The organism is Janthinobacterium sp. UMAB-60, from assembly GCF_900095235.1.
In the GTDB taxonomy this organism is placed as follows: Bacteria; Pseudomonadota; Gammaproteobacteria; order Burkholderiales; family Burkholderiaceae_D; genus Janthinobacterium.
The window spans coordinates 181778-207674 of record NZ_LT607484.1 but is presented as its reverse complement, the minus strand read 5'-3'; the positions used below and the strand labels follow the sequence as shown (position 1 = coordinate 207674).

Below are 25897 nucleotides of genomic sequence, written 5' to 3'. Positions count from 1 at the left end.
TGCCGGCGCCAGTTGCGCGCCGGCATATTTCCCTTTGTTATCAAGCCTCTGGCGTTTTCGCGCCGTGTTTGCCTGCGCGCCAGTCATGCCAGAAATGGGCGTGATCGTGCCAGTTTCTGGCTTTTTTTGCCATGTCCAGGACGCCGGACACATCTTTGCGCCAGCGCAAACAGGCTTGTTGCCGGGCGGTCTACAGTGAGCTCATGCCTTGCAGGATGAAGGCGCGGCGATGGCAGCGCCGCACGGGGAACAGGGGGATGCCATGGAGATCCGCTACGGCTGTTTCTTGAGCTATGCACACGGCCAATATGCGTTCATGAACAAGTTCAAGAATGATCTCATCGAGGCGCTGGCTTGCTATCTGGAACCGCACCTCGACCGTGAAGAAGTGCTGTTCATCGACAGCGAGCAACTGGGCGGCGGCGACGATATCGACCTGCGCGTGGCGCGCGCCATGTGCCAGAGCGTCTGCATGATCGTGCTGTACACGCCCAAATATGAAGCGCACGGCTATACGCGGCGTGAATTTGCTGCCATGCAACTAATCGAACAGGAGCGGCGCGCCTGGTATGAGCTGCCCAGCCACCTGATCATCCCCATCATCATGACGCGCCATCCGGACGGCTTGCCACCGCAAATCACGGAGTCGGGACTGTACGTCGATTTCTCCGGCTATACGCTGGCCAGCGGCGACCTGAAGTCGAATCCGCAATACTTGCCCGACATCGACCGCATCGTGCAGCGCATCGCCAAGCATTACCACTTGCTCAAGCGGTCAACACCGCCCGGCCACGATTGCAGCCGTTTCGTGTTGCCCGATATTCCACCGGAATGGCGCGCCATTCCGCCTCCCCACTTTCCGCGTTAATCACGTAAAAGGTCCTGTCATGGAATGCCAACGCCTCTCCCTGCCGCCTTTGAGCGCCCCTGGCGAAGTCGTCACCTTCTATTCTTACAAGGGAGGTACCGGCCGCACCATGGCCCTGTCGAACATCGCCGTCCTGCTGGCGCGCCGTGAAAACGCCAGCGTGCCCGTGCTGATGCTGGACTGGGACATGGAAGCGCCGGGCCTGCACCATTATTTCGAGCAGCACGAGGAACGGCCGGGCGTGCTCGAGTTCTTCGAGGCGTGCCGCCAGCAGCTCGAGCGCATCAGCCTTGAAAATGGCGGCGGGCAGGGCGCAGGCCGCGACGATGCGGCGCTGGCGCAACGCGTGCTCGACGCCATCGACTGGCAGCAATACGTGGTGCGCGTCGACCAGGGCAGCCCGCTGTACCTGATGCGCGCGGGGCGTTTCGATGCCAGCTACAGCGAACGCCTGGCGCAGATGCGCTGGGATCAGCTGTTCGACACTTGCCCGGCCCTGTTCCGCTGCTTCGCCGATACCCTGGCCCAGCATTTCCGCTACGTGCTGGTCGATTCGCGCACGGGCCGCACGGACAGCGCCGGTATCTGCACCACCTTGCTGCCGAAAAAGCTGGTGGTGGTCTTCACGCCGAACCGGCAAAGCCTGGAAGGCGTCGACGCGCTCGTCACCCGTGCCATCGAATACCGCCGCAGTCATGAGGATGAACAGCGTCCGCTGCTCGTCTACCCCTTGCCTTCGCGCATAGAAATGGGCGATGGTGCGCAGCGGGCAGAGTGGCGGCGCGGCGACGCGCACAAGGGCATCGCCGGCTTCCAGCCCATGTTCGAGCGCCTGCTGCGCACCTCCTACGGCTTGCCGCAGATTGCCCTCGACAGCTATTTCGACGAAGTCCAGCTGCAGCAGACGAAAACCTTTGCCTATGGCGAACAGCTGGCCGTGCGCATCGACCAGGGCGGCGACCGCTTTTCCCTCACGCGCACCTTCGAAGCCTTTTTGCACTGGATGACGGGCGGCTACTTTCCCTGGCAATCGAGCCGTGAAATCGCCTTGCTGGGCGCCATCGGCGAAGCGCGCCAGGCCTTGCTGCTCGAACCGGGCCGCGCCGTGGCCCTGCCGCTGGCGCGCGACCTGGCCCGCCTGGGCGAGCTGTACCGCAAGGACGGGCGCAGCGCGCAGGCGCTCGATGCCTTTCGCCAGAGCGTCGAGATCCGCGTACGCCTGCTGGGCGAGGAGCATCCCGACAGCCTGGCGTGCAAGAGCGGCATGGCGCGCCTGCTGCGCCAGCTGGGCAAGCTCGATGAAGCGCGCTTCCTGGAAGAAGACGTGCTCGATGTGCGCGAGCGCGTGCTGGGCAGCGAGCATCCCGACACCCTGGCCGCCCGGGCTTGCCTGGCGCAAACGCTGTTGCTGCAGGGGGAAATGGCGGCGGCGCTGCTGCTGCGCGATGCCGTGCTGGCAAGCTACGCGCGCCAGCTGGGCAGCGAGCATCCGCTGACGCTGGAAGCGATGGATGGCCGCGCCGCCACCTTGCTGCGCATGGGGCGGCTGGCGCAGGCGCAGCAAGTGCTGGGCACGGTGGTGGCGGCGCGCGAGCGCCTGTTTGGCGCCGAGCATGGCGATACCTTGCGCAGCAAGCTGGCCCTGGCGCAGGCCCTGGGGCGCGCAGGCGACCTGGAAGGCGCGCGGCGCCTGCTCGCTGCCGTGCTGCAGGTGCAGGAGCGGCGCCTGGGCAGCGACCATGCGGCCACGCTGGCCACGCGCGACTTGCTGGCCGATATCGTGGCCGGGCAGGGCGACTGGGCCGGCGCGCGCCAGCTGCACGAAGACCAGGTGGCGGCGCGTGAGCGCACGCACGGGCTCGACCATCCTGAAACCCTGATGAGCCAGCGCAAGCTGGCCGAGGCGCTGCTGCGGCGTGGCGAGCTCGATGCGGCGCGCAGCGTGCAGGAGCAGGTGCTGGAAGTGCATGCGCGCCTGCTGGGCGAAGACCACCTTGATACCTTGCACAGCAAGAAGCAATTGGCCGGCACCCTGCAGCAGCAGGGTGACAGCGAGGCGGCGCGCCTGCTGGAAGACGCCGTGCTCAGTGGCAGCGACCGCTTGCTGAATGCGCCCGTCACGGGACATGCGGACAGCGTGCTGGACGGCGCCCGGCATTTGCAGGAAACCATCCTGGCCGGCCGCGCCAGCGGGCAGGACGTGGCCGAGCCGGACACCCTGGCCAGCATGATCTCGATGTTGCAAGGCATGATCGAGCGCGAACAGTATGCGCAGGCGGGCGAACTGGCCGAACATTTGAAGTCCGGTCTGCTGCGTCCGGGCGTGCCGGGCAAGCTGCGCAGGCGCGGCATGGCGCAGATGAAAAGAATGTATAAATTGCAAGGCGACCTGAATGCCTTGCTGGCCTTGCAGGAGGATGAAGTGCAGGCGCTGGAAGGGGCGTTATCGGAAGCGCGCATCGAGCAGCGCTGACGCCTTGCGCCATGTCAGCGCGGCGGCATAAATAATGCTGCCATTCGGCGCGTGGCACGCGCAGTGTTGGCATTGCTTCAGGTAAAATCTCGTTATGAGAATTCTTATCAGTAACGACGACGGTTACCTGGCGCCAGGCCTGGCGGCCCTGGCCGACGCGCTCGCGCCCATTGCGGAAATCGTTGTGGTGGCGCCCGACAGCAATCGTTCGGGCGCGTCCAATTCGCTGTCCCTGGACCGGCCCCTGTCCGTGCACAAGGCGGCCAACGGCTTTTATTTTGTCAACGGCACGCCCACCGACTGCGTGCACGTGGCGCTGACGGGCATGCTCATCGAGCGCCCCGACCTGGTGGTGTCCGGCATCAACAACGGTCCCAACATGGGCGACGACACCCTGTATTCGGGCACCGTGGCGGCCGCCACGGAAGGCTATCTGTTCGGCATTCCCGCCATCGCCTTTTCCCAGTCGCAATTCGGCTGGGCCAACCTGGACGCGGCCGCCCGCGTGGCGCGGGAAATCGTCGAGCGCCAGTTCGATGCCCTGCAGAAACCGTATTTGCTGAATGTGAACATCCCCGCCATTCCATATGAACAATTGCAAGGCGTGGTCGCCACGCGCCTGGGCAAGCGCCATTCGGCCGAGCCCGTGATCCGCGCCCTCGACCCCCGTGGCCGTGAAATCTTCTGGATCGGCCCCGCCGGCGCCGCCAAGGAAGGCGGTCCTGGCACGGACTTTTACGCCGTTGAACATGGACAAGTCTCGATCACGCCGCTGCAGATCGACCTGACCCATACCACCCAACTCGATGCACTGGCAAAAGGCCTGGCATGACCGCTCACTATGACTGACAAGCCGCGTACCTTCCCCCTTACCCTCGATTCGCTGGCCGGCAAGCCCGCCAGGCAGGGCGGGGGGCAGTCGCTGGCGCAGTCGCGCATTGCCACGCCGCAGACGGCGACGCAGAATGCGGCGCAAAATGCGGCCAGGGGAGGCGCGCCGTACCATGGCGCCACGCTGCCCATCGCGCCGTCGCGTGCCCAGGCCATCGCCAATGAGCGGGCGCAGCCGGCGGTGCTGTCGCCGCCACGGCAAAATCCGCTGGTGTCGGAGGCCGTACGCCGGGCCATGGTAGCGCGCATCGCGAAACAGGGCGTCAAGGACCAGGTGGTGCTCGACGCCATGCAAGCCGTGCCGCGCCATCTGTTCATGGACGAGGCGCTGGCGTCGCAGGCGTATATCGACGCCTCCTTGCCCATCGGCCACCATCAGACCATTTCGCAGCCGTATATCGTGGCGCGCATGATCGAAGTGATGCGCCAGGGCGGCAACTTGCAGCGCGTGCTGGAGATCGGCACGGGCTGCGGTTATCAGGCAACGGTGCTGTCGCTGGTGGCGAAAGAGGTGTATTCGATCGAGCGCATCCGGCCCCTGCACGAGCTGGCGAAGGCCAATCTGCGCCCGCTGCGCGTGTCAAATCTGCGCTTGCAGTACGGAGATGGTATGCTTGGCCTGCCGCAGGCGGCGCCCTTCGACGGGATCATCCTTGCCGCAGCCGGCCTGGAAGTCCCGCAAGCCTTGCTGGAACAGCTGGCGCCCGGCGGGCGTCTGGTTGCGCCGGTGGGGGCTAAATTGCAACACTTACAACTCATTACCCGGGTGGGGAAAATGGAATGGACCAGCCAGACCCTGGAAGACTGCCATTTCGTGCCTTTGCGCCCGGGCACCATATGATCCCCGGATCAGCTAGCAAGCAGGACATACAATTACATGCGAATGATTAAGAAAAGTAACATACTTCTATGTAGCCTCACCTTGGCCGCGCTGTTGAGCGGTTGCGGCACCACGGGCGTCCAGGCACCCGTCGTGGAGCGTCATACATCGGGCAGCAGCGCCGCCGCCAGCGATCCGCGCGACCGCGACCCGGCCTACTACACGGTCAAGCGCGGCGATACCCTGTTGCGCATCGCCCTGGAACACGGCCAGAATTACCGCGACCTGGTGGCCTGGAATGACTTGAGCAACCCGAACGACATCAAGGTCGACCAGGTATTGCGCGTGTTGCCGCCGAATGGCGACACGGGCGGCGCGCAAACATCGGCCATCGTCATGCCGCCGGTGACGGAAACCAAGCCGGCCGCACCCGTCGTGCCGAAGAAAACCGGCCCGCGCGGCGAGAAGCGCGCGTATTCCGACGCCGCCCTGGCCGAGTTGCGCGCCGAGGGCGGCAGTGCCGACGCCAAGCCGGCGCCTGCGCCGGCCGCAACTGTCGCCGCCGCACCGGCCGCCGCCGCGGCAGCCCCTGCGGCATCGGCGCCTGGCGACGAGAAGATCAGCTGGATGTGGCCGTCCGAAGGCAAGGTCATCGGCACTTTCGACGAAGGCAAGAACAAGGGCGTCGATATCGCGGGCAAGGCGGGCCAGCAGGTGGTGGCGGCTGGCGCGGGAAAAGTCATGTATGCCGGGAGCGGAATCCGTGGTTATGGTAATCTTGTCATCGTAAAGCACAGTAATAGTTTATTGTCGGCATATGCGCATAACCGCAGCATCCTGGTGAAGGAAGGGCAGAACGTCAACAAAGGCCAGGCCATCGCTGAAATGGGCGATTCCGATGCCGACCGCGTGAAGCTGCACTTTGAAATCCGCCAGCAGGGCAAGCCTGTCGACCCTTCGAAATTCCTGCCTAACCGTTAGGTAAAGCAATGACACACGCGCCGCACGATCAGTTGGACGATGAGCCGGACCTGCCGGAAGACGGGACAGACGAAGTCGTGACAGACGATGCCGGCGAACTCGACGGTATTGATGCCGTCGACGCGGGCGAGGGCGGCGAGGCGGCCAGTGTCAGCGTGCTGGTCGAAAGTGTCGATGAACTCAAAAAAGTGCTGGCGGCCGAGCTGTCGACCGATACCACACAGCACTATCTGAACCAGATCGGCACGCGGCCCCTGCTGACGGCGGCGCAAGAGGTGCATTACGCCACGCTGGCCAAGCAGGGCAATTTCGAGGCCCGGCAAACCATGATCGAGCACAACCTGCGCCTGGTTGTGTCGATCGCCAAGCATTACATCAACCGCGGCGTGGTCTTGCTCGACATGATCGAGGAGGGCAACATCGGCCTGATGCGCGCCATCGACAAGTTCGAACCCGAACGGGGCTTCCGTTTTTCCACCTACGCCACCTGGTGGATACGCCAGAGCATCGAGCGCGCCATCATGAACCAGGCGCGCACGGTGCGCCTGCCCGTGCACATGGTGCGCGAACTGAACCAGATTTTGCGCGGAAAGTATCACCTGGAAGCCCAGCATCACGACGGCAAGGATGCCACCGCGGAAGACATCGCCCACCTGGTGGGCCGTCCCGTGGAAGAGGTACAGGATATTCTGGCCCTGTCCGAGCACGCCACCTCGCTCGACGCGCCGCTCGACAACGATCCGCAGTCGTCGCTGATGGACATGTTGCCCGGCGCCAGCGAAGACAGCCCCGACGCGCGCGCGGAACACCATGAAATGACGGTGCTGGTGCGCGACTGGCTGACCAAGCTGCCCGACAAGCAGCGCGTCGTCATCATGCGCCGTTTCGGCCTGGACAACGACGATCCGGCCACGCTGGAAACCCTGGCCGAGGAAATGGGCGTGACGCGCGAGCGCGTGCGCCAGATCCAGCAGGAAGCCCTGATTAAACTCAAACGTGCCATGGCGGCGCGCGGCGTGGTGCGCGACTCTCTGCTCTAAGCTGGCGGCCGGTCCGGCTTTTGTCGGCCTGCATCTGCTATCATACGCCCCGCTCGCGGCGCCTGACCTTTCCCCGATTCTTTCAAGTTCCAGCGCGGCCCTGCGTCCTGGCCCACTCTTACCTATTGATCGCTATGCAAGAAAATATCATCGAAATCAAATCGCTCGACATGGACGCCCGTGGCGTTGGCCATATTGAAAACGAAGACGGCTCGCCGGGCAAGGTCGTGTTTGTCGAAGGCGCATTGCCGGGCGAGCGCGTCAGCTTTGTGACGTTCAAGAAAAAGAAAAACTGGGAAATGGCCCGCATGACGGCGCTGCACCGTGAATCGTCCATGCGCGTGACGCCCAAGTGCAAGCATTTCGATAACTGCGGCGGCTGCTCGATGCAGCACCTGGAGCCGTCGGCGCAGGTGGCGATCAAGCAGCGCGTGCTGGAAGATAACTTGTGGCATATCGGCAAGGTGCGTCCGCAAAGCATCATGCGCCCCATGTATGGCCCGACGTGGGGCTACCGCTACCGCGCGCGCCTGTCCGTGCGCCACGTCAAGAAGAAAGACGCCGTGCTGGTGGGCTTCCATGAAAAGAAATCGGCGTTTGTCGCCGACATGGATAGCTGCGAAATCCTGCCACCGCATATCTCCGCCATGCTGCTGCCGCTGCGCGGCTTGATTGCTTCGCTGTCGATCTTCGAGCAGATGCCGCAGATCGAGCTGGCCGTCGGTGAAGACGTCACCGCCATGGTCTTGCGCATCATGGCGCCGTTGACGGCGGACGATGAAACGAAATTGAAAGCCTTTGCCGACGAGTACGGCGTGCAATGGTGGCTGCAGGTGAAAGGGCCGGAAACGGCCGTGCCGTTCTATCCGCTGGACAAGCAATTGCATTACCTGCTGCCGGAATTCGGCGTCAAGATGCCGTTCAAGCCCGTCGATTTCACGCAGGTGAACCACCACATCAACCGCGTGCTGGTGTCGAAAGCCCTGCGTTTGCTGGAAGTGCAGCCGACCGACCGCGTGGCCGACCTGTTCTGCGGCCTGGGCAATTTCACCTTGCCGCTGGCCACGCAATGCAGCGCAGTGGTGGGCATCGAAGGCAGCACCACGCTGACGGAGCGGGCGCTGGAAAACGCACTGGCCAATGGCCTGGCGGAAAAAACCTCGTTCTCGACGCGCAACCTGTTCGAAGTCACCACCGACGACCTGATCGCCTTGGGCCGTTTTGATCGCATCCTCGTCGACCCGCCGCGCGATGGCGCCATGGCCCTGTGCCAGGCGCTGGTCGGCCTGTCGCAAGTGCGCCCCGACCTGCTGCCGAAACGTATCGTGTATGTGTCGTGCAGCCCGTCGACCCTGGCGCGCGACGCCGGCATCCTGGCACTGGAAGCAGGTTATGTATTGAGCAAGGCGGGCGTGGTGAACATGTTCCCGCATACGTCCCACGTAGAGTCGATGGCGGTATTTGATTTGCTCTGAGGGCACACCTGAGAAAACGTCCATAGCTGCGTTGCCTTGCCTAGCCGTACTATTCGTACTGTCTTCGGCAAGGCGCCTTGCTCTGAACGTTTTTCAGGCGCGCCGAGGCTATCCATGCGCTGGCCTGGATTCCGCGCTAATACCACTCACAGCGTATTGTACAACTGGTCTGTCTTTTCCCGATCCAGCGTCTTTTTGCATCTTCCCTCTGCCGTTTTTTCATTGTCCAGTAGGACAACACGCCGTCTGGCTGTGCCGCTGCGCTTTCTGCGCGAAGTGGTATTGCCCACTTCGAGGCCACTTCAAAACCACTTGACCGCCTATTTTTTCAGCAGCATGCTGTTCTTGCAACTGCAAAAAACAAAATCACAGGGTAGCTTTTCATTGAAGCAGAGTTGTATTTCCGCAAACCTGAACAGGAGACAACGTGGAAAATTTAATACTCAAAAAAACAATCAGGAACATGATGGTATGTCTGGCCAGCGGTGGCGTGCTGGCGGCATGCGGCGGCGGTGGCGACGCCAGCGCGCCCGGCGGCTCGCAATTGCTGGCGGCCAGCACGGTGGTCGCCTGCGTGCCGTGGCAAGAGGGCGGCACGTACAACGCGGGCACGGTGGTCACTTACCTGGGCGCCAATTACACGGCCCTGGTGACGCAGACCGATCATGTGGGCTCCGGCTGGAATCCCGTTTCCACGCCGAGTCTGTGGAGCGCGGGCGGCACCTGCGATGGCGGCACCACGCCGACACCGACTCCCACCCCGACGCCAACGCCAACCCCGACGCCGACGCCGACGCCGACTCCGGCGCCAACGCCGAACCCAACGCCTACCCCGACGCCAACGCCAACCGGCGGCACCTGCGCATTGGCTTGGGCAGCCGGCACGGCCTACAGCGCGGGCGCCACCGTCAGCTATGCGGGCACGAATTACCGTGCCAACTACTGGACGCAGGGCGACAACCCGTCGACCAGCAGCGGCGCCGCCGGCACGGGCAAGCCGTGGACCAGCCAGGAAATCTGCAGCATCACGCCGACGCCTACCCCGACGCCTACTCCAACCCCGACACCGACGCCGACGCCGACACCTACTCCAACGCCGACTCCTACCCCGACGCCAACGCCAACGCCGACACCTACTCCAACGCCGACTCCTACCCCGACGCCAACGCCAACGCCGACTGGCCGCGAAGTGGGGTCGTACTTCGCGCAGTGGGGCGTGTATGGCCGCGACTATGAAGTGGCGAATGTGCACTCCAGCGGCGTGGCCGACAAGTTGACCTTCATCAACTACGCTTTCGGCAATATCTATCCGAAAAACGGCGGCTACGAATGCGCCATGATCACCAAGACGGAGCCGGGCGCGACGAATCCGAATTCGCCGGACGCGGGCACGGGCGGCGATGCCGAGGCCGACTACATCCGCACGCCGAAGCGCACCGTCGATGGCCAGGCGATTCCTTGGGACGCACCGTTGTCGGGCAACTTTTTGCAGTTGAGAAAGCTGAAGGCGGCGCACCCGAACCTGAAACTGTTCATCTCGCTGGGCGGCTGGAGCTGGTCGAAGAACTTCTCCGTCGGTTCGGCCACCGATGCGCTGCGCAAGCAGATGGTGCGTTCCTGCATCGATATCTACATCAAAGGCAACTTGCCGGTGCAGGGCGGTCGCGGTGGCGCGGGTGCGGCGGCCAACATCTTTGACGGCATCGACATCGACTGGGAATACCCGGTCGGCGGCGGCCAGCCGTACAACACGGTCAGCCCCAATGACAAGCGCAACTTCACCTTGCTGATGGCGGAATTCCGCAGCCAGCTCGATGCGCTCGGCACCGCCAACGGCAAGCGCTACCTGTTGACGGCCGCTGTCGGTGCCGGCAAGGACAAGATCGACAACACGGAACCGGCCCTGTACTCGCAGTACATGGACTGGATCAACCTGATGACGTACGACTTCCACGGCGGCTGGGAAAACAGCACCAACTTCAACGCCCAGCTGTATGCCGACCCTGCTGATCCATCGACGGGCATGGCGCGCGAATACGTGGGCGACAAGGCGGTGCAGTACATGATTGCCGCCGGCGTGCCGCGCGACAAGCTGCTGCTGGGCATACCGTTCTATGGCCGCGGCTGGACGGGCGTGGCGCCGGGGCCGAACGGCGATGGCCTGTACCAGGCTGCCACGGGCACGGCGCCGGGCACCTACGAGTCGGGCATCGAGGACTATAAAATCCTCGTCGCCAAGAGCGGCACGCGCTACTACCATCCCGTGACCAGGCAGCTGTACCTGTACACGGGGGCGGGCGGCCAGTGGTGGAGCTATGACGACCCGACCGTCATCGGCACCAAGGTGAAATATGTGAAAGACCAGGGCTTGCGCGGCGCGTTCTCGTGGGAACTCGATGGCGATGCGAATGGCGTGCTGGCGACCGAGGTATGGAAAGTACGGTAATGCGTCGTTAGGGTAGGGCGCGGCCGGACAGTGCATGCTGTCCGGCCGCTGATGCATATAAAAAGGAGACAGGTAATGGCGGCCGTATCGACAGTGGGAGCAAAACAGCTGGAGCAGAAGCAAGACCCGGAGCTGGGCCGCGAGTGGCGCAGCTGGATCGCGGAAAACCTCATGCTGGGCAGCCATCCGTCGGCGTTGATGCCGGTGCTGCAACAGGCTGGCATCGCGGAAGGCCTGGCGCGCCGCGAAATCGAACTTGCGTTGCACAGCCCCTACCTGGCCGGCGCCGTGCGCCTGTCGAACCGGCTGGCCAAGCGCGACTGGGTGATCGATATCCAGCGCAAGCTGAACCAGTTGCGTTCGCCCGAGATACCGCGTCGCGACAAATTGACGGCGCAGGAATTTCTCGACGAGTACTATTCCACCAACCAGCCCGTCATCATCACGGGCATGCTGGATGAGTGGCCGGCGATCCGAAAATGGAGCCCGGCCTACTTCCGCGACCATTTTGCGCAGCGCGAAGTGGAAGTGCAGTTCGGCCGCGAAGCGGACGCCCAGTACGAAATGAACAGCGTGGCGCACAAGCGCAAGATGGCGTTCGGCGAGTACGCCAGCCTGGTCGAGGGCAGCGGCGCGACCAACGATTTCTATATGACGGCGAACAACGATTCGCAAAACCGGCAAGCCTTGCGCGAGCTGTGGGACGATATCGGTCAGCTGCCCGAATACCTGGAGCAGAGTGGCGGCCCGACGGGGTTTTTATGGTTTGGTCCGGCCGGCACGGTGACGCCGTTCCACCACGACCTGACGAACAACTTCATGGCGCAAGTCAAAGGGCGCAAGCGGCTGCGCATCATGGCCGCCTGCGAGGTGGCGCGCGTGTACAACCAGCGCCACTGTTTTACCCCCGTCGACGGGCGCGACATCGACCTGCGGCGCTATCCGCTGATGGCCGACGTGCAGGTGCGCGAATGCGTGCTGGCACCGGGCGAAATCCTGTTTTTGCCCGTTGGCTGCTGGCATTTCGTCGAAGCGCTCGACGTATCGATGACGGTGGCGTTTACCAACTTCAAATGGGATAACGATTTTTACAGCAAGTATCCGTCGAATCACGACTTTTGATGGTAGGGCTTACTTGCCGCGAACAGCCGCCTTACGGGCGGCTTTTTTCATTGTACGGCAGGTATCTTGTATAAGATATTTCCATAAAATAATTTATTTAAATCATTTTGCAGCAATTATTTTGATATGAATGACCATGATGTTTCATTATCCAGATGGCCATGGCGGGCGGATAATTTTATGGCTGGTGTGTCGCCGGGCCTCTGAGGGGGCGTGATGGCGCGCCAGCACCGACAACCATCTGGAGGCGGCAGGGCATGAACACGCAGCAAATGACACAGTTACAGCAAGCACCAGCAGGTAGTACTGAACTCCAGCTCGACACGCGGCTGACCCGCGAAGCGGCCGAATTGCTGGCCAGGGCCGACATCCACCTGAATGGCCGCGCCGCCTGGGACATGCAACTGCGCAAACCGGGCGTGCCGGAACGGGCTTTCGCCAGCGGCAACCTGGGCCTGGGCGAAGCGTACATGGATGGCGACTGGGATGCGAGCCAGCTCGACGAATTCTTTTGCCATCTGTTGCGCGCCAGGGTGGCCGACGACGTGCGCCCCATGCGCCTGCTCTTCCATGCGCTGACTGCGCGCCTGTTCAACTTGCAGACGGAACGCCGCGCGTGGATGGTGGGCAAGGAACACTACGACCTGGGCAACGCCTTCTATACGGCCATGCTCGATCCGCGCATGACCTATACGTGCGGCTACTGGAAGGATGCGGCCAACCTGGCCGAGGCGCAGGAAGCCAAGCTCGATCTGATCTGCCGCAAGCTCAGGCTGGAGCCGGGCATGCGCGTGCTCGACATCGGCTGCGGCTGGGGCAGTTTCATGCGTTATGCGGCGGAAAAATACCAGGTGCAGTGCGTGGGCGTGACCATCTCGCAAGAGCAGGTCGCGTATGCGCGCGGCATGCCGGGCGGAGACAAGTTGGACTTCCGCCTGCAGGATTACCGCGACACCGATGAAAAATTCGACCGCATCGTCAGCATCGGCATGTTCGAGCATGTGGGGCATAAAAATCACCGCACCTTCATGGAGGTGGCGCACCGCTGCCTGGAAGACGACGGCCTGTTCCTGCTGCACACGATCGGCAAGAACAAGCGTCAATCCGCGTGCGACCCGTGGATCGACAAATACATCTTCCCGAATGGCGACTTGCCGTCGATCGGGCAAATCGGTGACGCCATCGATGATCTGTTTGTCGCCGAAGACCTGCACAACTTCGGCGCCGACTACGACAAGACCCTGATGGCCTGGCACGCCAATTTTGAGCAGGCGTGGCCGCAGTTTTCCGCCCAGCTGGGCGAGCGCTTCCACCGCATGTGGTCATACTATTTGCTGTCCTGCGCCGGTGCCTTCCGCGCGCGCGACTTGCAGCTGTGGCAATGGGTCTTGTCGAAGCAGGGTGTATTGGGTGGCTATGCGCGCATCAGCTGATATGATGGATTGATGGATATCAATCAAGCGCGTACCTTCCTCGAAGTGGCTTCCTGCGGCAGCTTCATCATGGCGGCCGAGCGCATGCACGTGACGCAAACGGCCGTCAGCGCCCGCATCCGCACGCTGGAGCAGCAACTGGGGCGCCAGTTGTTTGTGCGTAACAAGGCGGGCGCCCGCCTGACGTCGGCCGGCGAGCGCTTCATGCGCCACGCGGCCACCATGGTGCAGGTGTGGGAGCGGGCGCGCCACCAGGTGGCCTTGCCGCCGGGGCGCGACGACGCCGTCAGCATCGGCTGCGAGCTGAGCCTGTGGCAGCCGCTGCTCGGCGACTGGCTGATACGCATGAGCCGCGATTGCCCCGAGATCGCCTTGCGCGCGGAAGTCGACAGTCCCGCGCGCCTGCTTGACGCCGTGCACGACGGTTCGCTCGACCTGGCCGTGCTGTACAACCCGCCGCAGCGTCCGGGCCTGGCCAGCGAATTGCTGGCCGAGGAAAAGCTGGTGATGGTGACCACGCGCGCGGACGGGCAGATGCATGCCGATACGTATGTGTATGTGGACTGGGGACCCAGCTTCGCGGCCAACCACCAGGCGACGTATCCCGAGCTGAGCAGCCCGCCCGTCTCGATTTCGCTGGGGCCGCTGGCCCTCGTCTACCTGCTGGAAGTGGGTGGCGCCAGTTACTTTCGCATCGGCAGCGCGCAACCCTATCTCGATGCCGGCTTGCTGCACCGCGTGCGCGACGCGCCCGAATTCTCGCACTCCGCCTACGCCGTCTACGCGGCCCAGCGCGACAACCCGACCCTGGATCGCGCCCGCGCCTGCCTGCTGGCGGTGGCGGAGAAGATCAAGTAGGTTCGACAGACGTAAAAAAAGCCGACCCGTGGGTCGGCTTTTTGCTGTTTCAATCGCCGCGCTTAGTCGCGGCTGCCGCCGGCGAAGCCCAGCAGGGAAAGCAGGCTGGTGAAGATGTTATACACGTCCAGGTAGATGCGCAGGGTGGCCGAGATGTAGTTGGTCTCGCCGCCGTTGATGATTTGCTGCACGTCATACAGGATGTAGGCCGAGAAGATGGCGATGGCGACCATGGAGATCACGATCGACAGTGCCGACAGGCCCAGGAAGATGTTCGCCACCGATGCCAGGATCAGCACGATCACGCCGGCGAACAGCCATTTGCCCATGGCCGAGAAGTCGCGCTTCGACACCGTGGCGATGGTCGCCATCACGGCCAGGATGGTGGCCGTGCCGCCGAACGCCGTCATGATCAGCATGCCGCCGTTCGAGTAGCCGAGCGTGCGCGTCAGGATAGGCGTGAGCATCAGGCCCATGAAGAAGGTGAAGCCCAGCAGGACGGCAACGCCCAGGCCCGAGTTCTTGGTTTTCTCGATCGCGTACATGAAGCCGAATGCGACGGCCATGAAGATGATGAAGCCCATGCCGCCGGTCAGCATCGGCAAATGCATTTGCACGCCGATGAAGGCGCCCAGCACGGTCGGTATCATGGACAGTGCCAGCAGCCAGTAAGTGTTGCGCAAGACCTGATGGCGGACTTGCTGCATGCCCCCCGACAGGTCAAAGGTGCGTTGCATGTTCTGATTCATAGTGCCTCCGTGTTGTCAATTCAAATTACTACTTTACCCAAGGATAGCATGAGGGGCGGAATTTGCCAAAAAAGCAGCTTAAGATTTCATTAAACTCAAGCGGCAGGGAAGGATGCCCCCTGCCTGTCTGGGTGATATGGGGTGGAGTATGGTAAAATCAAAGGTTGATTGAGTTATCAATTTACCGTTTAAACCTTACTTTTTATTGGAGTTTTCACACATGGCAATCGAACGCACCCTGTCGATCATCAAACCAGACGCAGTTGCAAAAAACGTAATCGGTCAAATCTACACCCGTTTTGAAAACGCTGGCCTGAAAATCGTTGCGGCACGCATGACCCAACTGTCGCGCGAACAAGCTGAAGGCTTCTACGCAGCGCACAAAGAGCGCGGCTTCTTCAAGGATCTGGTCGACTTCATGGTTTCCGGTCCAGTCATGATCCAGGCCCTGGAAGGCGAAAACGCCGTTCTGGCCCACCGTGACCTGATGGGCGCGACCGATCCGAAGAAAGCAGAAAAAGGCACGATCCGCGCCGATTTCGCCGATTCGATCGACGCCAACGCCGTACACGGTTCCGACGCTGTCGAAGCTGCTAAAGTGGAAATCGCTTACTTCTTCCCAGAACTGAAGGCTTAATTGCCTTAGATAACGTTATTTCCTGGCGTTATCTGTGAAATAACTTATCACCCCCTGTTCCCGCTGCGCTGTGGTGCTTTGCTCCTGATGCGCGCGGGGACGGATTTTTAGAATAGACAAGATCATGAATACGACGACCCTCACCAACTTGCTGGACCTCGATCCCGCGCAACTCATCGCCTACTGCGCCGAGTTGGGAGAGAAACCGTTTCGTGCGAAACAATTGCAGCGTTGGATACACCAGTTCGGCGCTTCCGACTTCGACGCCATGACGGACCTGGCCAAGTCGCTGCGCGACAAGCTGGCCACGCGCGCCGAAGTGCGCGCCCCGGCCGTCATCAGCGACCACACGTCGACCGATGGCACGCGCAAGTGGCTCGTTGACGTGGGCAATGGCAATGCCGTGGAAACCGTGTTCATTCCGGAAGAAAACCGCGGCACCCTGTGCATCTCGACCCAGGCCGGCTGCGCCGTGAACTGCCGTTTCTGCTCGACGGGCAAGCAGGGCTTCAACCGCAACCTCAGCGTTGGCGAAATCATCGGCCAGCTGTGGATGGCGGAATTCGAATTGCGCCGTACCAAGGGCATCGAGCCGGGCCCGAAAGGCGAGCGCCAGATCACCAACGTGGTGATGATGGGCATGGGCGAACCCCTGCTGAACTTTGAGCCGACCGTCACGGCCCTGAAATTGATGCTCGACGACAACGCCTACGGCCTGTCGCGCCGCCGCGTGACCCTGTCGACCTCGGGCGTGGTGCCGATGATGGACAAGCTGTCGCAGGAAGTGCCGGTGGCCCTGGCCGTCTCGCTGCACGCCTCGAACGACGCCTTGCGCGATGGGCTGATTCCACTGAACAAGAAATACCCGCTGAAGGAATTGATGGCGGCCTGCAAGCGCTACCTGGAATTCGCCCCGCGCGATTTCATCACGTTTGAATACTGCATGCTCGATGGCGTCAACGACAGCGACGAGCACGCGCACGAACTGCTGGCGCTGGTGCAAGACCGCGAGTTCGGCGTGAACTGCAAGTTCAACCTGATTCCGTTTAATCCTTTCCCCGAGTCGGGCCTGTTCCGCTCGAAAAACCCGCGCATCAAGGCGTTTGCCCAGGTACTGATGGATGGCGGCATCATCACCACCGTGCGCAAGACGCGCGGCGACGATATCGATGCGGCCTGCGGCCAGCTGGCCGGCGAAGTCAAGGACCGCACACGGGTGCAGGAACGCATGGAAAAGATGACCGAGTATCAACAGAAATTTGGCGCCAATTTCGGCAAGATCGTGGAGATCCGCTCCTGATGCGGGGAAGCATGGCTTATCCTGGCGCACTTGCCGCGGCTGTTGTCAGCCTGGGCGTGCTGCTGGCCGGCTGTGCTGCCACCGCGGACAAGGAGCAAGCCGCATCGGTCGAGCAGCGCGCCGCCTTGCGCTTGCAGCTGGCCAGCGCCTATTATATGCAAGACCAGTTCGTGGTGGCGTTGGCCGAGGCAGAGCAGGCGGTGCAGCTGGTACCGGACAACGCCCAGGTGCGCGGCATGCGCGCCCTGATTTTTGCCGCCCTGCGCCAACCTGGGGCTGCTGAAAAAGATTTTCTTTACGCATTGCGCCTCGCGCCCCACAATCCCGAGTTGAGCAATAATTATGGCCAGTTTCTGTGCCAGACCGGGCGCGCGGCGCAGTCGTTGGCGTATTTTGATGCCGCATTGCAAGATGCCGCCTATGGCACGCCTGCACTGGCGCTGCATAATGCGGCGGCGTGCAGCCTGGTCATGCAAGATTACCCGCGCGCCGCCAGCTACTGGCTCAAGGCGGAGCGCATCGCACCTGGCGCGGCAATCACGTATGCCGGCCTGGTGCGCGTGTATTACGAACAGCAGGACTACCGGCAAGCGGCTCATTACCTTGAGCGGCTCGGTAAAGTAGCGACAATGGAGAGCCAGGCGGCCGATGTGCTGTGGCTCGGGATCAAGGTGCAGCATAAGCTCGGGGATGCGGGTGCGGAAGCTGGCCTGGGGGCGCTTTTGCGCCACCACCATTCCGGCTCCCCCGAATATGCTGCTTATCAAAATGGGGCGTTTGATGAGTGAGACAGGGATACCAATGAATTCAGAGTGGGCAGAAACGCCTCAGCAGCAGCCCCAGGGCAATCTTGCGTTGGCAGGTGCACAGTTGAAGGCGCAGCGCGAAGCGCTGGGCTGGCCGGTGGAACAGGTGGCCGACCAGCTCAAGCTGGCGCCACGCCAGGTGATCGCGCTGGAAGAGGGCGACATGGCGGCCTTGCCGAACCTGGCCGTGGTGCGCGGTTTCGTGCGCGCCTACGCCAAGGTGGTGCGTCTCGACGCGGCGCCGCTGGTGGCCATGATCGAAGTCCATCCGGCGCCGGCGCAAGACCCGGCCGCGCCCGTGCGGCGTGAAATTTCCGCCACGTTTTCCGAGTCGCGCTTCCCGTCGATGACGCAGCGTTCGTCGAACCAGACTCCCCTCTGGATCGCCGGCGCCGTGGCCGTCGTCGTGGCGGCCGCCTTTGGCGCCTACAAGCTCGGCTATGTACCGGCCAGCCTGTTGTCCTCGCACGCCGAGAAAGAAACCGTGCATGCGGACGTGGGCCCCGTGGAAACGACCCTGATCAAGCCGGGCCAGGACTTGACGCCCGTGCAGACGCCGTCCGTGCCGCTGATTTCCGTGCCGCCACCGCCAGGCAACGATACGCAGACGGGCGCGCCTGTCTCCAACGTCGCTTCGGCGCCTGCCGCCGCCGTGCCGCCAGCAGCTGCTCCGGCGGCGATGGCCGCCGTCACGCCGCCCGTTGCCGCCGCTGCCGCTACCGTGGGCGCGAATACGCTGGTGTTGAAGGTGGAGCAGGATTCCTGGGTGGAAATCCGCCGCCCTGGCAGCTCGCCGCTGATTTCGCGCATGGTCAAGGCGGGCAGCACGGAAACGTTCGATATCGCGGGACCGGCCACCCTGGTGGTGGGCAAGCCGGGTGCCGTGCAGGCAACCTTGCGCGGTGCCAAGCTGGATCTGCCCACCGTTGCCGGTGGCACGATTTCCCGTGTCAGCATCAAATAATTGCAGTCATCGTTCAAGCAAACTCAGAAGATAATATTTATGGCTACCTCGAAAACAGCGATCGGCTCCGGTCCTTCCGGCCGCCGCGACAGCCGCAAGGTACTGATCGCGCACGGCCAGCGTCAGATCTGGGTGGGCGGCGACGCCCCCGTGGTGGTGCAGTCGATGACGAACACGGATACGGCCGACGCCATCGGCACGGCGATCCAGATCAAGGAACTGGCGCGTGCCGGTTCGGAACTGGTGCGCCTGACGGTGGACCGTCCGGAAGCGGCTGCGGCCGTGCCGTATATCCGCGAGCAGCTCGACAAGATGGACATCGACGTGCCGCTGGTGGGCGATTTTCACTATAACGGCCATACCCTGCTCAACGATTACCCCGATTGCGCGCGCGCGCTGTCGAAGTACCGCATCAATCCGGGCAACGTGGGCAAGGGCGCCAAGCGCGACACGCAATTCGCGCAAATGATCGAAGCGGCTTGCAAGTACGACAAGCCGGTGCGCATCGGCGTGAACTGGGGCAGCCTCGACCAGGCCTTGCTGGCGCGCATCATGGATGAAAACGCGGGCCGCGCCGACCCTTGGCCGGCGCAAGCCGTCATGTATGAAGCGCTGGTGACGTCGGCGATTGAAAACGCCGTGCGCGCCGAAGAGCTGGGCCTGGGCCGCGACAAGATCATCCTGTCCTGTAAAGTCTCTGGCGTGCAGGACCTGATCGCCGTGTACCGCGAGCTGGCCCAGCGCTGCGACTATCCGCTGCACCTGGGCCTGACGGAAGCGGGCATGGGCAGCAAGGGCATCGTCGCTTCGACGGCGGCGCTGGCCGTGCTGCTGCAGGAAGGCATCGGCGACACCATCCGCATTTCGCTCACGCCCGAACCGGGCGGCGACCGCACGCGCGAAGTCATCGTCGGCCAGGAAATCCTGCAAACCATGGGCTTGCGCAAGTTCGCGCCGATGGTCATCGCCTGCCCCGGTTGCGGTCGCACGACGTCGACCACCTTCCAGGAGCTGGCCGACAACATCCAGACCTACCTGCGCGAGCAGATGCCGGAATGGAAGATAGCGTATCCGGGCGTGGAAGCGATGAACGTGGCCGTCATGGGCTGCATCGTCAACGGTCCAGGCGAATCGAAACATGCGAACATCGGCATCAGCCTGCCCGGCACGGGCGAGTCACCGGCCGCGCCCGTCTTTGTCGACGGCGAAAAAGTCGTCACCCTGCGCGGCGAACGCATCGTCGAGGAATTCCAGGACATCGTCCTCAATTATGTTAAAAGCCATTATGGCGCAGCAGCGTAGGTCGGATTAGCGCTACGCGCGTAATCCGACAATCAAGTTAAAGAGAACACTATGTCCGAAAATAAAAAGCTCGACAAGATCACCGCAGTCAAAGGCATGAACGATATCCTGCCGGCCGATGCCCCGCTGTGGGAATTGTTTGAAAATACGGCGCAATCCGTGCTGCAAAGCTACGGCTTCCAGCAAATTCGCACGCCGATTGTGGAAGAAACGAAATTGTTCGCGCGCGCCATCGGCGCCGTGACCGATATCGTGGAAAAGGAAATGTACTCGTTTATCGATTCGATGAACGGCGATAACCTGACCCTGCGTCCTGAAGGCACGGCCGGCGTGGTGCGCGCCGTGGTCGAACACAACCTCGTCTACGAAGGCCCGAAACGCCTGTGGTACAAGGGCCAGATGTTCCGCCACGAGCGCCCGCAGAAAGGCCGCTACCGCCAGTTTCATCAGTTCGGCGTGGAAGCCATCGGTTTCACGGGCCCGGATATCGACGCCGAGATCATCATGCTGTCGCGCCGCCTGTGGGATGACCTGGGCCTGGAAGGCATCCGCCTGGAACTGAACTCGATCGGCGACGCGGACGAGCGCCTGCGCCACCGCGCCGACCTGATCGCCTACCTGGAAAGCCACAGCGAGCTGCTCGACGAAGAAGCCAAGCGCCGCCTGCACAGCAATCCGCTGCGCATCCTCGACACCAAGAACCCTGCCATGCAGGACCTGGTCAATGGCGCACCGAAGCTGCTGGACTACCTGGGCGAGGAATCGCTGACCCACTTCCACGGCGTGCAGAAGATCTTGAACCACAACAATATTCCGTTCACCATCAATCCACGCCTGGTGCGCGGCCTCGATTACTACAACCGCACGGTGTTCGAGTGGGTCAGCGACAAGCTGGGCGCGCAAGGCACGGTGTGCGCCGGTGGCCGCTATGATGGCATGGTGGAAATGTTCGGCGGCAAATCGACGCCCGCCGTCGGTTTCGGCATGGGCGTCGAACGCCTGGTGCTGCTGATGAAGGATGCGGCCGAGCCGGAAGCACCGGCCCAGTGCGACGTGTATCTGGTGCACCAGGGCGAGCAGGCAGGCTTGCAAGCGTTCGTGCTGGCCGAGCGGATTCGCGATGCGGGGCTCGACGTTGTGCTACATTGCGCAGCGAGCAACGGCGGCGGCAGCTTCAAGACGCAAATGAAAAAGGCCGATGCCAGCGGCGCGGCGTTTGCCGTGATCATGGGCGACGATGAAATCGCCAACAATGTCGCGACGGTGAAAGCCATGCGCGAAGCCGATGCGGGCGCGCAGCAGAGCACGGTGCCGTTCGACGATGTCGTCGATTACGTGGTGGACCAGATCATTGGCGACCACGATTGCGGCCACGACCACGGTCCTGGCGGCCACGTGCATCACCACCATTGATTTGAAGCAAGACCGTACTACCCTCGATCAACTACTCATTAAAACTGACGACCCATGGCATACGATCACGAAGAACAAGAACAACTGGCAACCCTGAAGGCCTGGTGGCAGCGCAATGGCAATCTGACCTCCTGGGTCCTGATCGTGGCGCTGGCAGGCTACAGCGGCTGGGCTGGCTGGCAGTACTACCAGCGCACGCAGGCCGCGCAAGCCGGCCAGCTGTACGACGAACTGCAAAACGCCATCGCCGCCAAGGACACGGCCAAGGTGATGCGCGCGGCCGGCGACATGCAGTCGCGTTTCGGCGGCACGGCGTATGCGCAGATGAGCGCCCTGGCCGCGGCCAAGGTGGCGTTCGACGCGAACGACCTGAAAACGGCGAAGACCCAGCTGCAATGGGTAGCCGAGCATGGCACGGAAGAGTACAAGGCCATCGCCAAGCTGCGCCTGGCCGGTGTCCTGCTGGACGAAAAAGCCTACGATGAAGCGTTGAAGGTGCTGGCGACGGCCACCGTGGCGCAATTTGCCGGCGCCGTGGCCGACCGCAAGGGCGACATCCTGGTGGCGCAAAACAAGCTGGCCGATGCCCGCACGGCTTACCTGGCCGCGATAGCCGCGACGGACAAGAACAATCCAGGCCGTCAACTGATTCAGGTCAAACTGGAAGCGATTGGCGGTACGGTGCCGGAAGACAAGGCCAAGGCTGACAAGGCCGCCGCCTGACAGGAACACTGACGGTGTGGCCGCGCGGCGTTGTGCGCCGCCTGCCTTGCCCTTACAAGTACAAGAAAAAGGTTGGATAACACTTATGCGTGTCACTGAAAAGCTGGTAGCTGCAAGTCTGTTGGCCCTGATGGCCGGTTGCTCGTCGTGGAACCCGTTCGCCTCGAAAGACCCGAAAGTCGAACCGGCCAAGCTGGTCGAGTTAAAATCGAGCATCGCCGTGCGCGACGCCTGGAAGTATTCGATTGGCAAGGCCGGCGTGTACGCGTTGACGCCGGCGCTGGCCGGCAGCAGCCTGTACGTGGTCAGCGCCGATGGCGCGCTGGCGCGCCTGGATGCGGCCAGCGGCCGTGAAACCTGGCGCGTCAAGGCCGGCAGCGACATCACGTCAAGCGCCGGCAGCGATGGCAGCGTGGTGGCCGTGGGCGCCGCCAAGGGCGCCGTGCTGGCGTTTGACGCCGATGGCAAGCAGCTGTGGAAGGCACAGGCGTCCAGCGAAGTATTGACGGCGCCCGTCGTGGGGCAGGGCGTGGTCGTGGTGCGCAGCGTGGACAACCGCATCGTCGGCTTTGACGCCAGGACGGGCGAGCGCAAGTGGACGGTGCAGCGCGCCACGCCGGCACTGACCCTGCGCAATGCGCCGGGCATGGTGCTGGGCGGCGCGAATGTCTATGTAGCCCAGCCGGGCGGCAAGCTGCTGGCACTGACGGCGGCCACCGGTGTGGTACGCTGGGAGATCGTCGTCAGCGAACCGCGCGGCGCTACCGAACTGGAGCGCGTCTCCGACATCGCCGGCACGCCGGTGGTGTTTGAAGGCGAAGTGTGCGCCGTCACGTACCAGGGCAAGGCGGGCTGCTTCGATGCAGCCACGGGCGTGCCGCGCTGGACCAAGCCGTTCTCGTCCGATGTGGGCGTGGCCGTCGACCAGCGTTTCGTGTTTGCCGCCGACTCCCAGGGCGCGGTGGTGGCGTTCAGCCGCGAAGGCGGCCAGAGTGCCTGGAAGAATGAGGCGCTGGCGCGCCGCCGCCTGTCGACGCCGGCCTCTTTCGGCCGCAGTGTCGCCGTCGGCGACTATCAAGGTTATATCCACTTCCTGTCACGGGAAGATGGCGCATTAATAGGTCGTGTCAGCACCGACGGTAGCCCGATTGTTTCGGCTCCTGTTGTTGCCGGTTCGAATTTGATTTTTCAAACCCAATCAGGGACAGTGACCGCTCTCGCGGTCGAGTAATACAATGAAGCCGGTAATTGCACTAGTAGGTCGACCCAATGTTGGGAAATCGACTTTATTCAATCGTCTGACCCGCTCGCGCGATGCGCTGGTGGCGGATTTGCCTGGGTTGACGCGCGATCGTCACTATGGCGAAGGCCGTGTCGGCGAACGTCCCTTCCTGGTCATCGATACGGGTGGTTTCGAACCCGTCGCCAAGGAAGGCATCATGCACCAGATGGCACTGCAGACCAAGCAGGCCGTGGCCGAGGCCGACGTGGTGGTGTTCATCGTGGACGGCCGTCAAGGCCTGACCCCGCATGACAAGACCATCGTCGACTTCCTGCGCAAGAGCGGTCGCCCGGTCTTGTTGGTGGTCAACAAAAGCGAAGGCATGCGCTATACGGCCGTCGTGTCCGAATTCTATGAATTGGGCATGGGCGATCCGTATGCGATCTCGTCGGCGCACGGCGACGGCGTCAACGACCTTGTCGAAGTGATGCTGGACCTGGCGTTCGCGCAGCGTCCGGATGAGCCTGAAGAGCTGGAAAAGACCGACCGCGGCATCAAGATCGCCCTCGTCGGCCGTCCGAACGTGGGCAAGTCGACCTTGATCAACACGCTGCTGGGCGAAGAGCGCGTGATCGCCTTCGACATGCCGGGCACGACGCGCGACTCGATCGAGATTCCGTTCGAGCGCGATGGCCAGCAATACACCTTGATCGATACGGCCGGTATCCGTCGCCGCGGCAAGGTGTTTGAAGCGATCGAGAAATTCTCGGTGGTGAAAACCCTGCAGTCGATTTCCGAAGCCAACGTGGTGGTGCTGATGCTCGACGCGCAGCAGGATATTTCCGAGCAAGACGCGCATATCGCCGGCTTCATTCTGGAATCGGGCCGCGCGCTGGTGGTGGCCGTGAACAAATGGGATGGCTTGCAATCGCACGAACGCGACGAGATCAAGATCGATATCGACCGCAAGCTCGATTTCCTGTCGTTCGCGCAGATGCATTTCATTTCGGCGCTGAAGGGCACCAACATCGCTCCATTGATGAAGTCGCTCAACGCCGCGTATGCGGCCGCCATGTGCGACCTGTCGACGCCGAAGCTGACGCGCGCCCTGATCGAGGCCGTGGAGAAGCAGGAGCCGCGCCGCAAGGGGTCGATTCGTCCGAAGCTGCGCTATGCCCACCAGGGCGGCATGAACCCGCCTGTGATCGTTATTCACGGCAATGCGCTCGACGCCGTTGGCGACCCGTACAAGCGCTATCTGGAAAAACACTTCCGCGATACGTTTGCCCTCGTCGGCACGCCGCTGCGCATCGAACTGCGCACGGGTAAAAACCCGTTTGCGCGCACGCCAGGCAAGTAATGCGTTAACAGCTGGATTAAGTGCATATTAAGGCGCCGCAGAGATAATGCGGCGCCGACAGCCAATTCGATGGCTTTTGCACGGAAATAATAAAGTGTTAATGCGCCATGCGCGACAGCGATCGCGAAAACAGGTTACAGTAGCTATGACGCATCTTTCTTTCTTTGAAAGGTGTGAGAGCACTTGAAATCAAGCGAGTCGCCTCCAATTCTTACACAACAACATAAACAAACGGAGCTGTTATGAGCAACAAAGGGCAACTGTTACAAGACCCATTCCTCAATGCATTACGCAAAGAGCATGTTCCTGTCTCGATCTACCTGGTCAATGGCATTAAATTGCAGGGCCATATCGAATCGTTCGATCAATATGTCGTATTGCTGCGCAATACGGTGACACAGATGGTGTACAAGCATGCCATCTCGACAGTGGTGCCGGCCCGTGCCGTCAATCTCAATATTGAATCTGAAGCGGAGTAAAGCGTTGAGCTTGACGGCCCAGCGCCTTTCACCCTCCATCGCCCCCGTCCGCGCCAGCGGCGCTGATGCGTTTGCATCGGCGTCGGCGTCCGCCGCAACTTGTCTGATGCCATCATGCGCGCCGTACTAGTCGGGGTTGACTTCGGTCACAGCGACTTCGCCGCCAGCATGGAAGAACTCATGCTGTTGTCGCGTTCGGCTGGCGCGGACCCGATTTCCACCATCACGGCCAAGCGTTCCAGTCCCGATTCCGCGTATTTCGTCGGCAGCGGCAAGGCCGATGAAATTGGCGACATCGTCGTCAACGATGGCCTGGAAATCGTCATCTTCAACCATGCCCTCTCACCTGCCCAGCAGCGCAATCTGGAAAAGCGCCTGAATGTGCGGGTGCTCGACCGTACCAGCCTGATCCTCGACATCTTCGCGCAGCGCGCCAAGAGCCACGAGGGCAAGCTGCAAGTCGAGCTGGCCCAGTTGCAGCATCTGGCCACGCGCCTGATCCGCGGCTGGACCCACCTTGAGCGGCAAAAGGGCG

Annotated in this window: 22 protein-coding genes and 1 pseudogene; 22 read left to right on the top strand and 1 reads right to left on the bottom strand. The window is 62.3% G+C overall.

Going from position 1 to position 25897, the window contains the following annotated elements:
- Window positions 1-262 precede the first annotated feature (262 nt).
- From K0F86_RS06845 to K0F86_RS06795, 11 genes are all read left to right on the top strand, one after another.
- Window positions 263-868: a toll/interleukin-1 receptor domain-containing protein gene (locus K0F86_RS06845; protein WP_219133902.1), complete on the top strand. Its 606-nt coding sequence runs from the start codon at window positions 263-265 to the stop codon at window positions 866-868.
- A gap of 19 nt (window positions 869-887) precedes the next feature.
- Complete coding sequence (locus K0F86_RS06840) at window positions 888-3341, top strand: tetratricopeptide repeat protein (protein WP_219133717.1); 2454 nt, start codon at window positions 888-890, stop codon at window positions 3339-3341.
- Window positions 3342-3435: 94 nt separating this feature from the next.
- A complete protein-coding gene (gene surE, locus K0F86_RS06835; protein ID WP_071076269.1) occupies window positions 3436-4173 on the top strand; it encodes a 5'/3'-nucleotidase SurE in 738 nt (245 codons plus the stop codon).
- A 9-nt stretch (window positions 4174-4182) separates the two neighbouring features.
- Window positions 4183-5073, top strand: coding sequence for a protein-L-isoaspartate(D-aspartate) O-methyltransferase (locus tag K0F86_RS06830; RefSeq protein ID WP_219133716.1), 891 nt, complete (start codon window positions 4183-4185; stop codon window positions 5071-5073).
- 42 nt (window positions 5074-5115) lie between these two features.
- Complete coding sequence (locus K0F86_RS06825) at window positions 5116-6033, top strand: peptidoglycan DD-metalloendopeptidase family protein (protein ID WP_219133715.1); 918 nt, start codon at window positions 5116-5118, stop codon at window positions 6031-6033.
- Between the two features lie 8 nt (window positions 6034-6041).
- A complete protein-coding gene (rpoS, locus tag K0F86_RS06820; RefSeq protein ID WP_219133714.1) occupies window positions 6042-7073 on the top strand; it encodes an RNA polymerase sigma factor RpoS in 1032 nt (343 codons plus the stop codon).
- Between the two features lie 134 nt (window positions 7074-7207).
- Window positions 7208-8548: a 23S rRNA (uracil(1939)-C(5))-methyltransferase RlmD gene (gene rlmD / locus K0F86_RS06815; RefSeq protein ID WP_219133713.1), complete on the top strand. Its 1341-nt coding sequence runs from the start codon at window positions 7208-7210 to the stop codon at window positions 8546-8548.
- Between the two features lie 463 nt (window positions 8549-9011).
- The gene (locus K0F86_RS06810; RefSeq protein ID WP_306823183.1) at window positions 9012-10994 is read left to right on the top strand and encodes a glycosyl hydrolase family 18 protein; all 1983 of its coding nucleotides are present in this window, start codon (window positions 9012-9014) and stop codon (window positions 10992-10994) included.
- 75 nt (window positions 10995-11069) lie between these two features.
- A complete protein-coding gene (locus K0F86_RS06805; RefSeq protein ID WP_219133712.1) occupies window positions 11070-12116 on the top strand; it encodes a cupin-like domain-containing protein in 1047 nt (348 codons plus the stop codon).
- A 272-nt stretch (window positions 12117-12388) separates the two neighbouring features.
- A complete protein-coding gene (gene cfa / locus K0F86_RS06800; protein ID WP_374197272.1) occupies window positions 12389-13549 on the top strand; it encodes a cyclopropane fatty acyl phospholipid synthase in 1161 nt (386 codons plus the stop codon).
- A 12-nt stretch (window positions 13550-13561) separates the two neighbouring features.
- Window positions 13562-14407, top strand: a complete 846-nt coding sequence (locus K0F86_RS06795) for a LysR family transcriptional regulator (protein ID WP_219133708.1) — start codon at window positions 13562-13564, stop codon at window positions 14405-14407.
- 62 nt (window positions 14408-14469) lie between these two features.
- On the opposite strand, the gene K0F86_RS06790 is transcribed toward K0F86_RS06795, so the two are convergent.
- Window positions 14470-15156, bottom strand: a complete 687-nt coding sequence (locus K0F86_RS06790; RefSeq protein WP_034752039.1) for a Bax inhibitor-1/YccA family protein — start codon at window positions 15154-15156, stop codon at window positions 14470-14472.
- 220 nt (window positions 15157-15376) lie between these two features.
- On the opposite strand from K0F86_RS06790, the gene ndk reads away from it, so the two are divergent.
- The 11 genes and pseudogenes from ndk to K0F86_RS27405 form a co-directional block, all read left to right on the top strand.
- Window positions 15377-15793, top strand: coding sequence for a nucleoside-diphosphate kinase (gene ndk / locus K0F86_RS06785; RefSeq protein ID WP_070223377.1), 417 nt, complete (start codon window positions 15377-15379; stop codon window positions 15791-15793).
- A 124-nt stretch (window positions 15794-15917) separates the two neighbouring features.
- Window positions 15918-17093, top strand: a complete 1176-nt coding sequence (gene rlmN / locus K0F86_RS06780; RefSeq protein ID WP_219133707.1) for a 23S rRNA (adenine(2503)-C(2))-methyltransferase RlmN — start codon at window positions 15918-15920, stop codon at window positions 17091-17093.
- Window positions 17094-17149: 56 nt separating this feature from the next.
- Window positions 17150-17881 carry a type IV pilus biogenesis/stability protein PilW gene (gene pilW / locus K0F86_RS06775; RefSeq protein ID WP_219133705.1) on the top strand — a complete coding sequence of 244 codons (732 nt, stop codon included), beginning with the start codon at window positions 17150-17152 and terminating at the stop codon, window positions 17879-17881.
- A 67-nt stretch (window positions 17882-17948) separates the two neighbouring features.
- Window positions 17949-18863, top strand: a complete 915-nt coding sequence (locus K0F86_RS06770) for a helix-turn-helix domain-containing protein (protein WP_306823182.1) — start codon at window positions 17949-17951, stop codon at window positions 18861-18863.
- Between the two features lie 39 nt (window positions 18864-18902).
- A complete protein-coding gene (ispG, locus tag K0F86_RS06765; RefSeq protein ID WP_219133703.1) occupies window positions 18903-20165 on the top strand; it encodes a flavodoxin-dependent (E)-4-hydroxy-3-methylbut-2-enyl-diphosphate synthase in 1263 nt (420 codons plus the stop codon).
- 51 nt (window positions 20166-20216) lie between these two features.
- Window positions 20217-21578 carry a histidine--tRNA ligase gene (hisS, locus tag K0F86_RS06760; RefSeq protein WP_219133701.1) on the top strand — a complete coding sequence of 454 codons (1362 nt, stop codon included), beginning with the start codon at window positions 20217-20219 and terminating at the stop codon, window positions 21576-21578.
- 54 nt (window positions 21579-21632) lie between these two features.
- Window positions 21633-22301, top strand: a complete 669-nt coding sequence (locus tag K0F86_RS06755; protein WP_099762965.1) for a tetratricopeptide repeat protein — start codon at window positions 21633-21635, stop codon at window positions 22299-22301.
- Between the two features lie 85 nt (window positions 22302-22386).
- Window positions 22387-23532, top strand: coding sequence for an outer membrane protein assembly factor BamB (gene bamB / locus K0F86_RS06750; protein WP_219133699.1), 1146 nt, complete (start codon window positions 22387-22389; stop codon window positions 23530-23532).
- A gap of 4 nt (window positions 23533-23536) precedes the next feature.
- Window positions 23537-24883 carry a ribosome biogenesis GTPase Der gene (gene der, locus K0F86_RS06745; RefSeq protein WP_219133698.1) on the top strand — a complete coding sequence of 449 codons (1347 nt, stop codon included), beginning with the start codon at window positions 23537-23539 and terminating at the stop codon, window positions 24881-24883.
- A gap of 242 nt (window positions 24884-25125) precedes the next feature.
- Entirely contained in the window at window positions 25126-25362 is a 237-nt protein-coding gene (gene hfq / locus K0F86_RS06740) for an RNA chaperone Hfq (RefSeq protein ID WP_008450615.1), read from the top strand.
- 114 nt (window positions 25363-25476) lie between these two features.
- A pseudogene (locus K0F86_RS27405) lies at window positions 25477-25897 on the top strand (GTPase HflX); the annotation flags it as partial.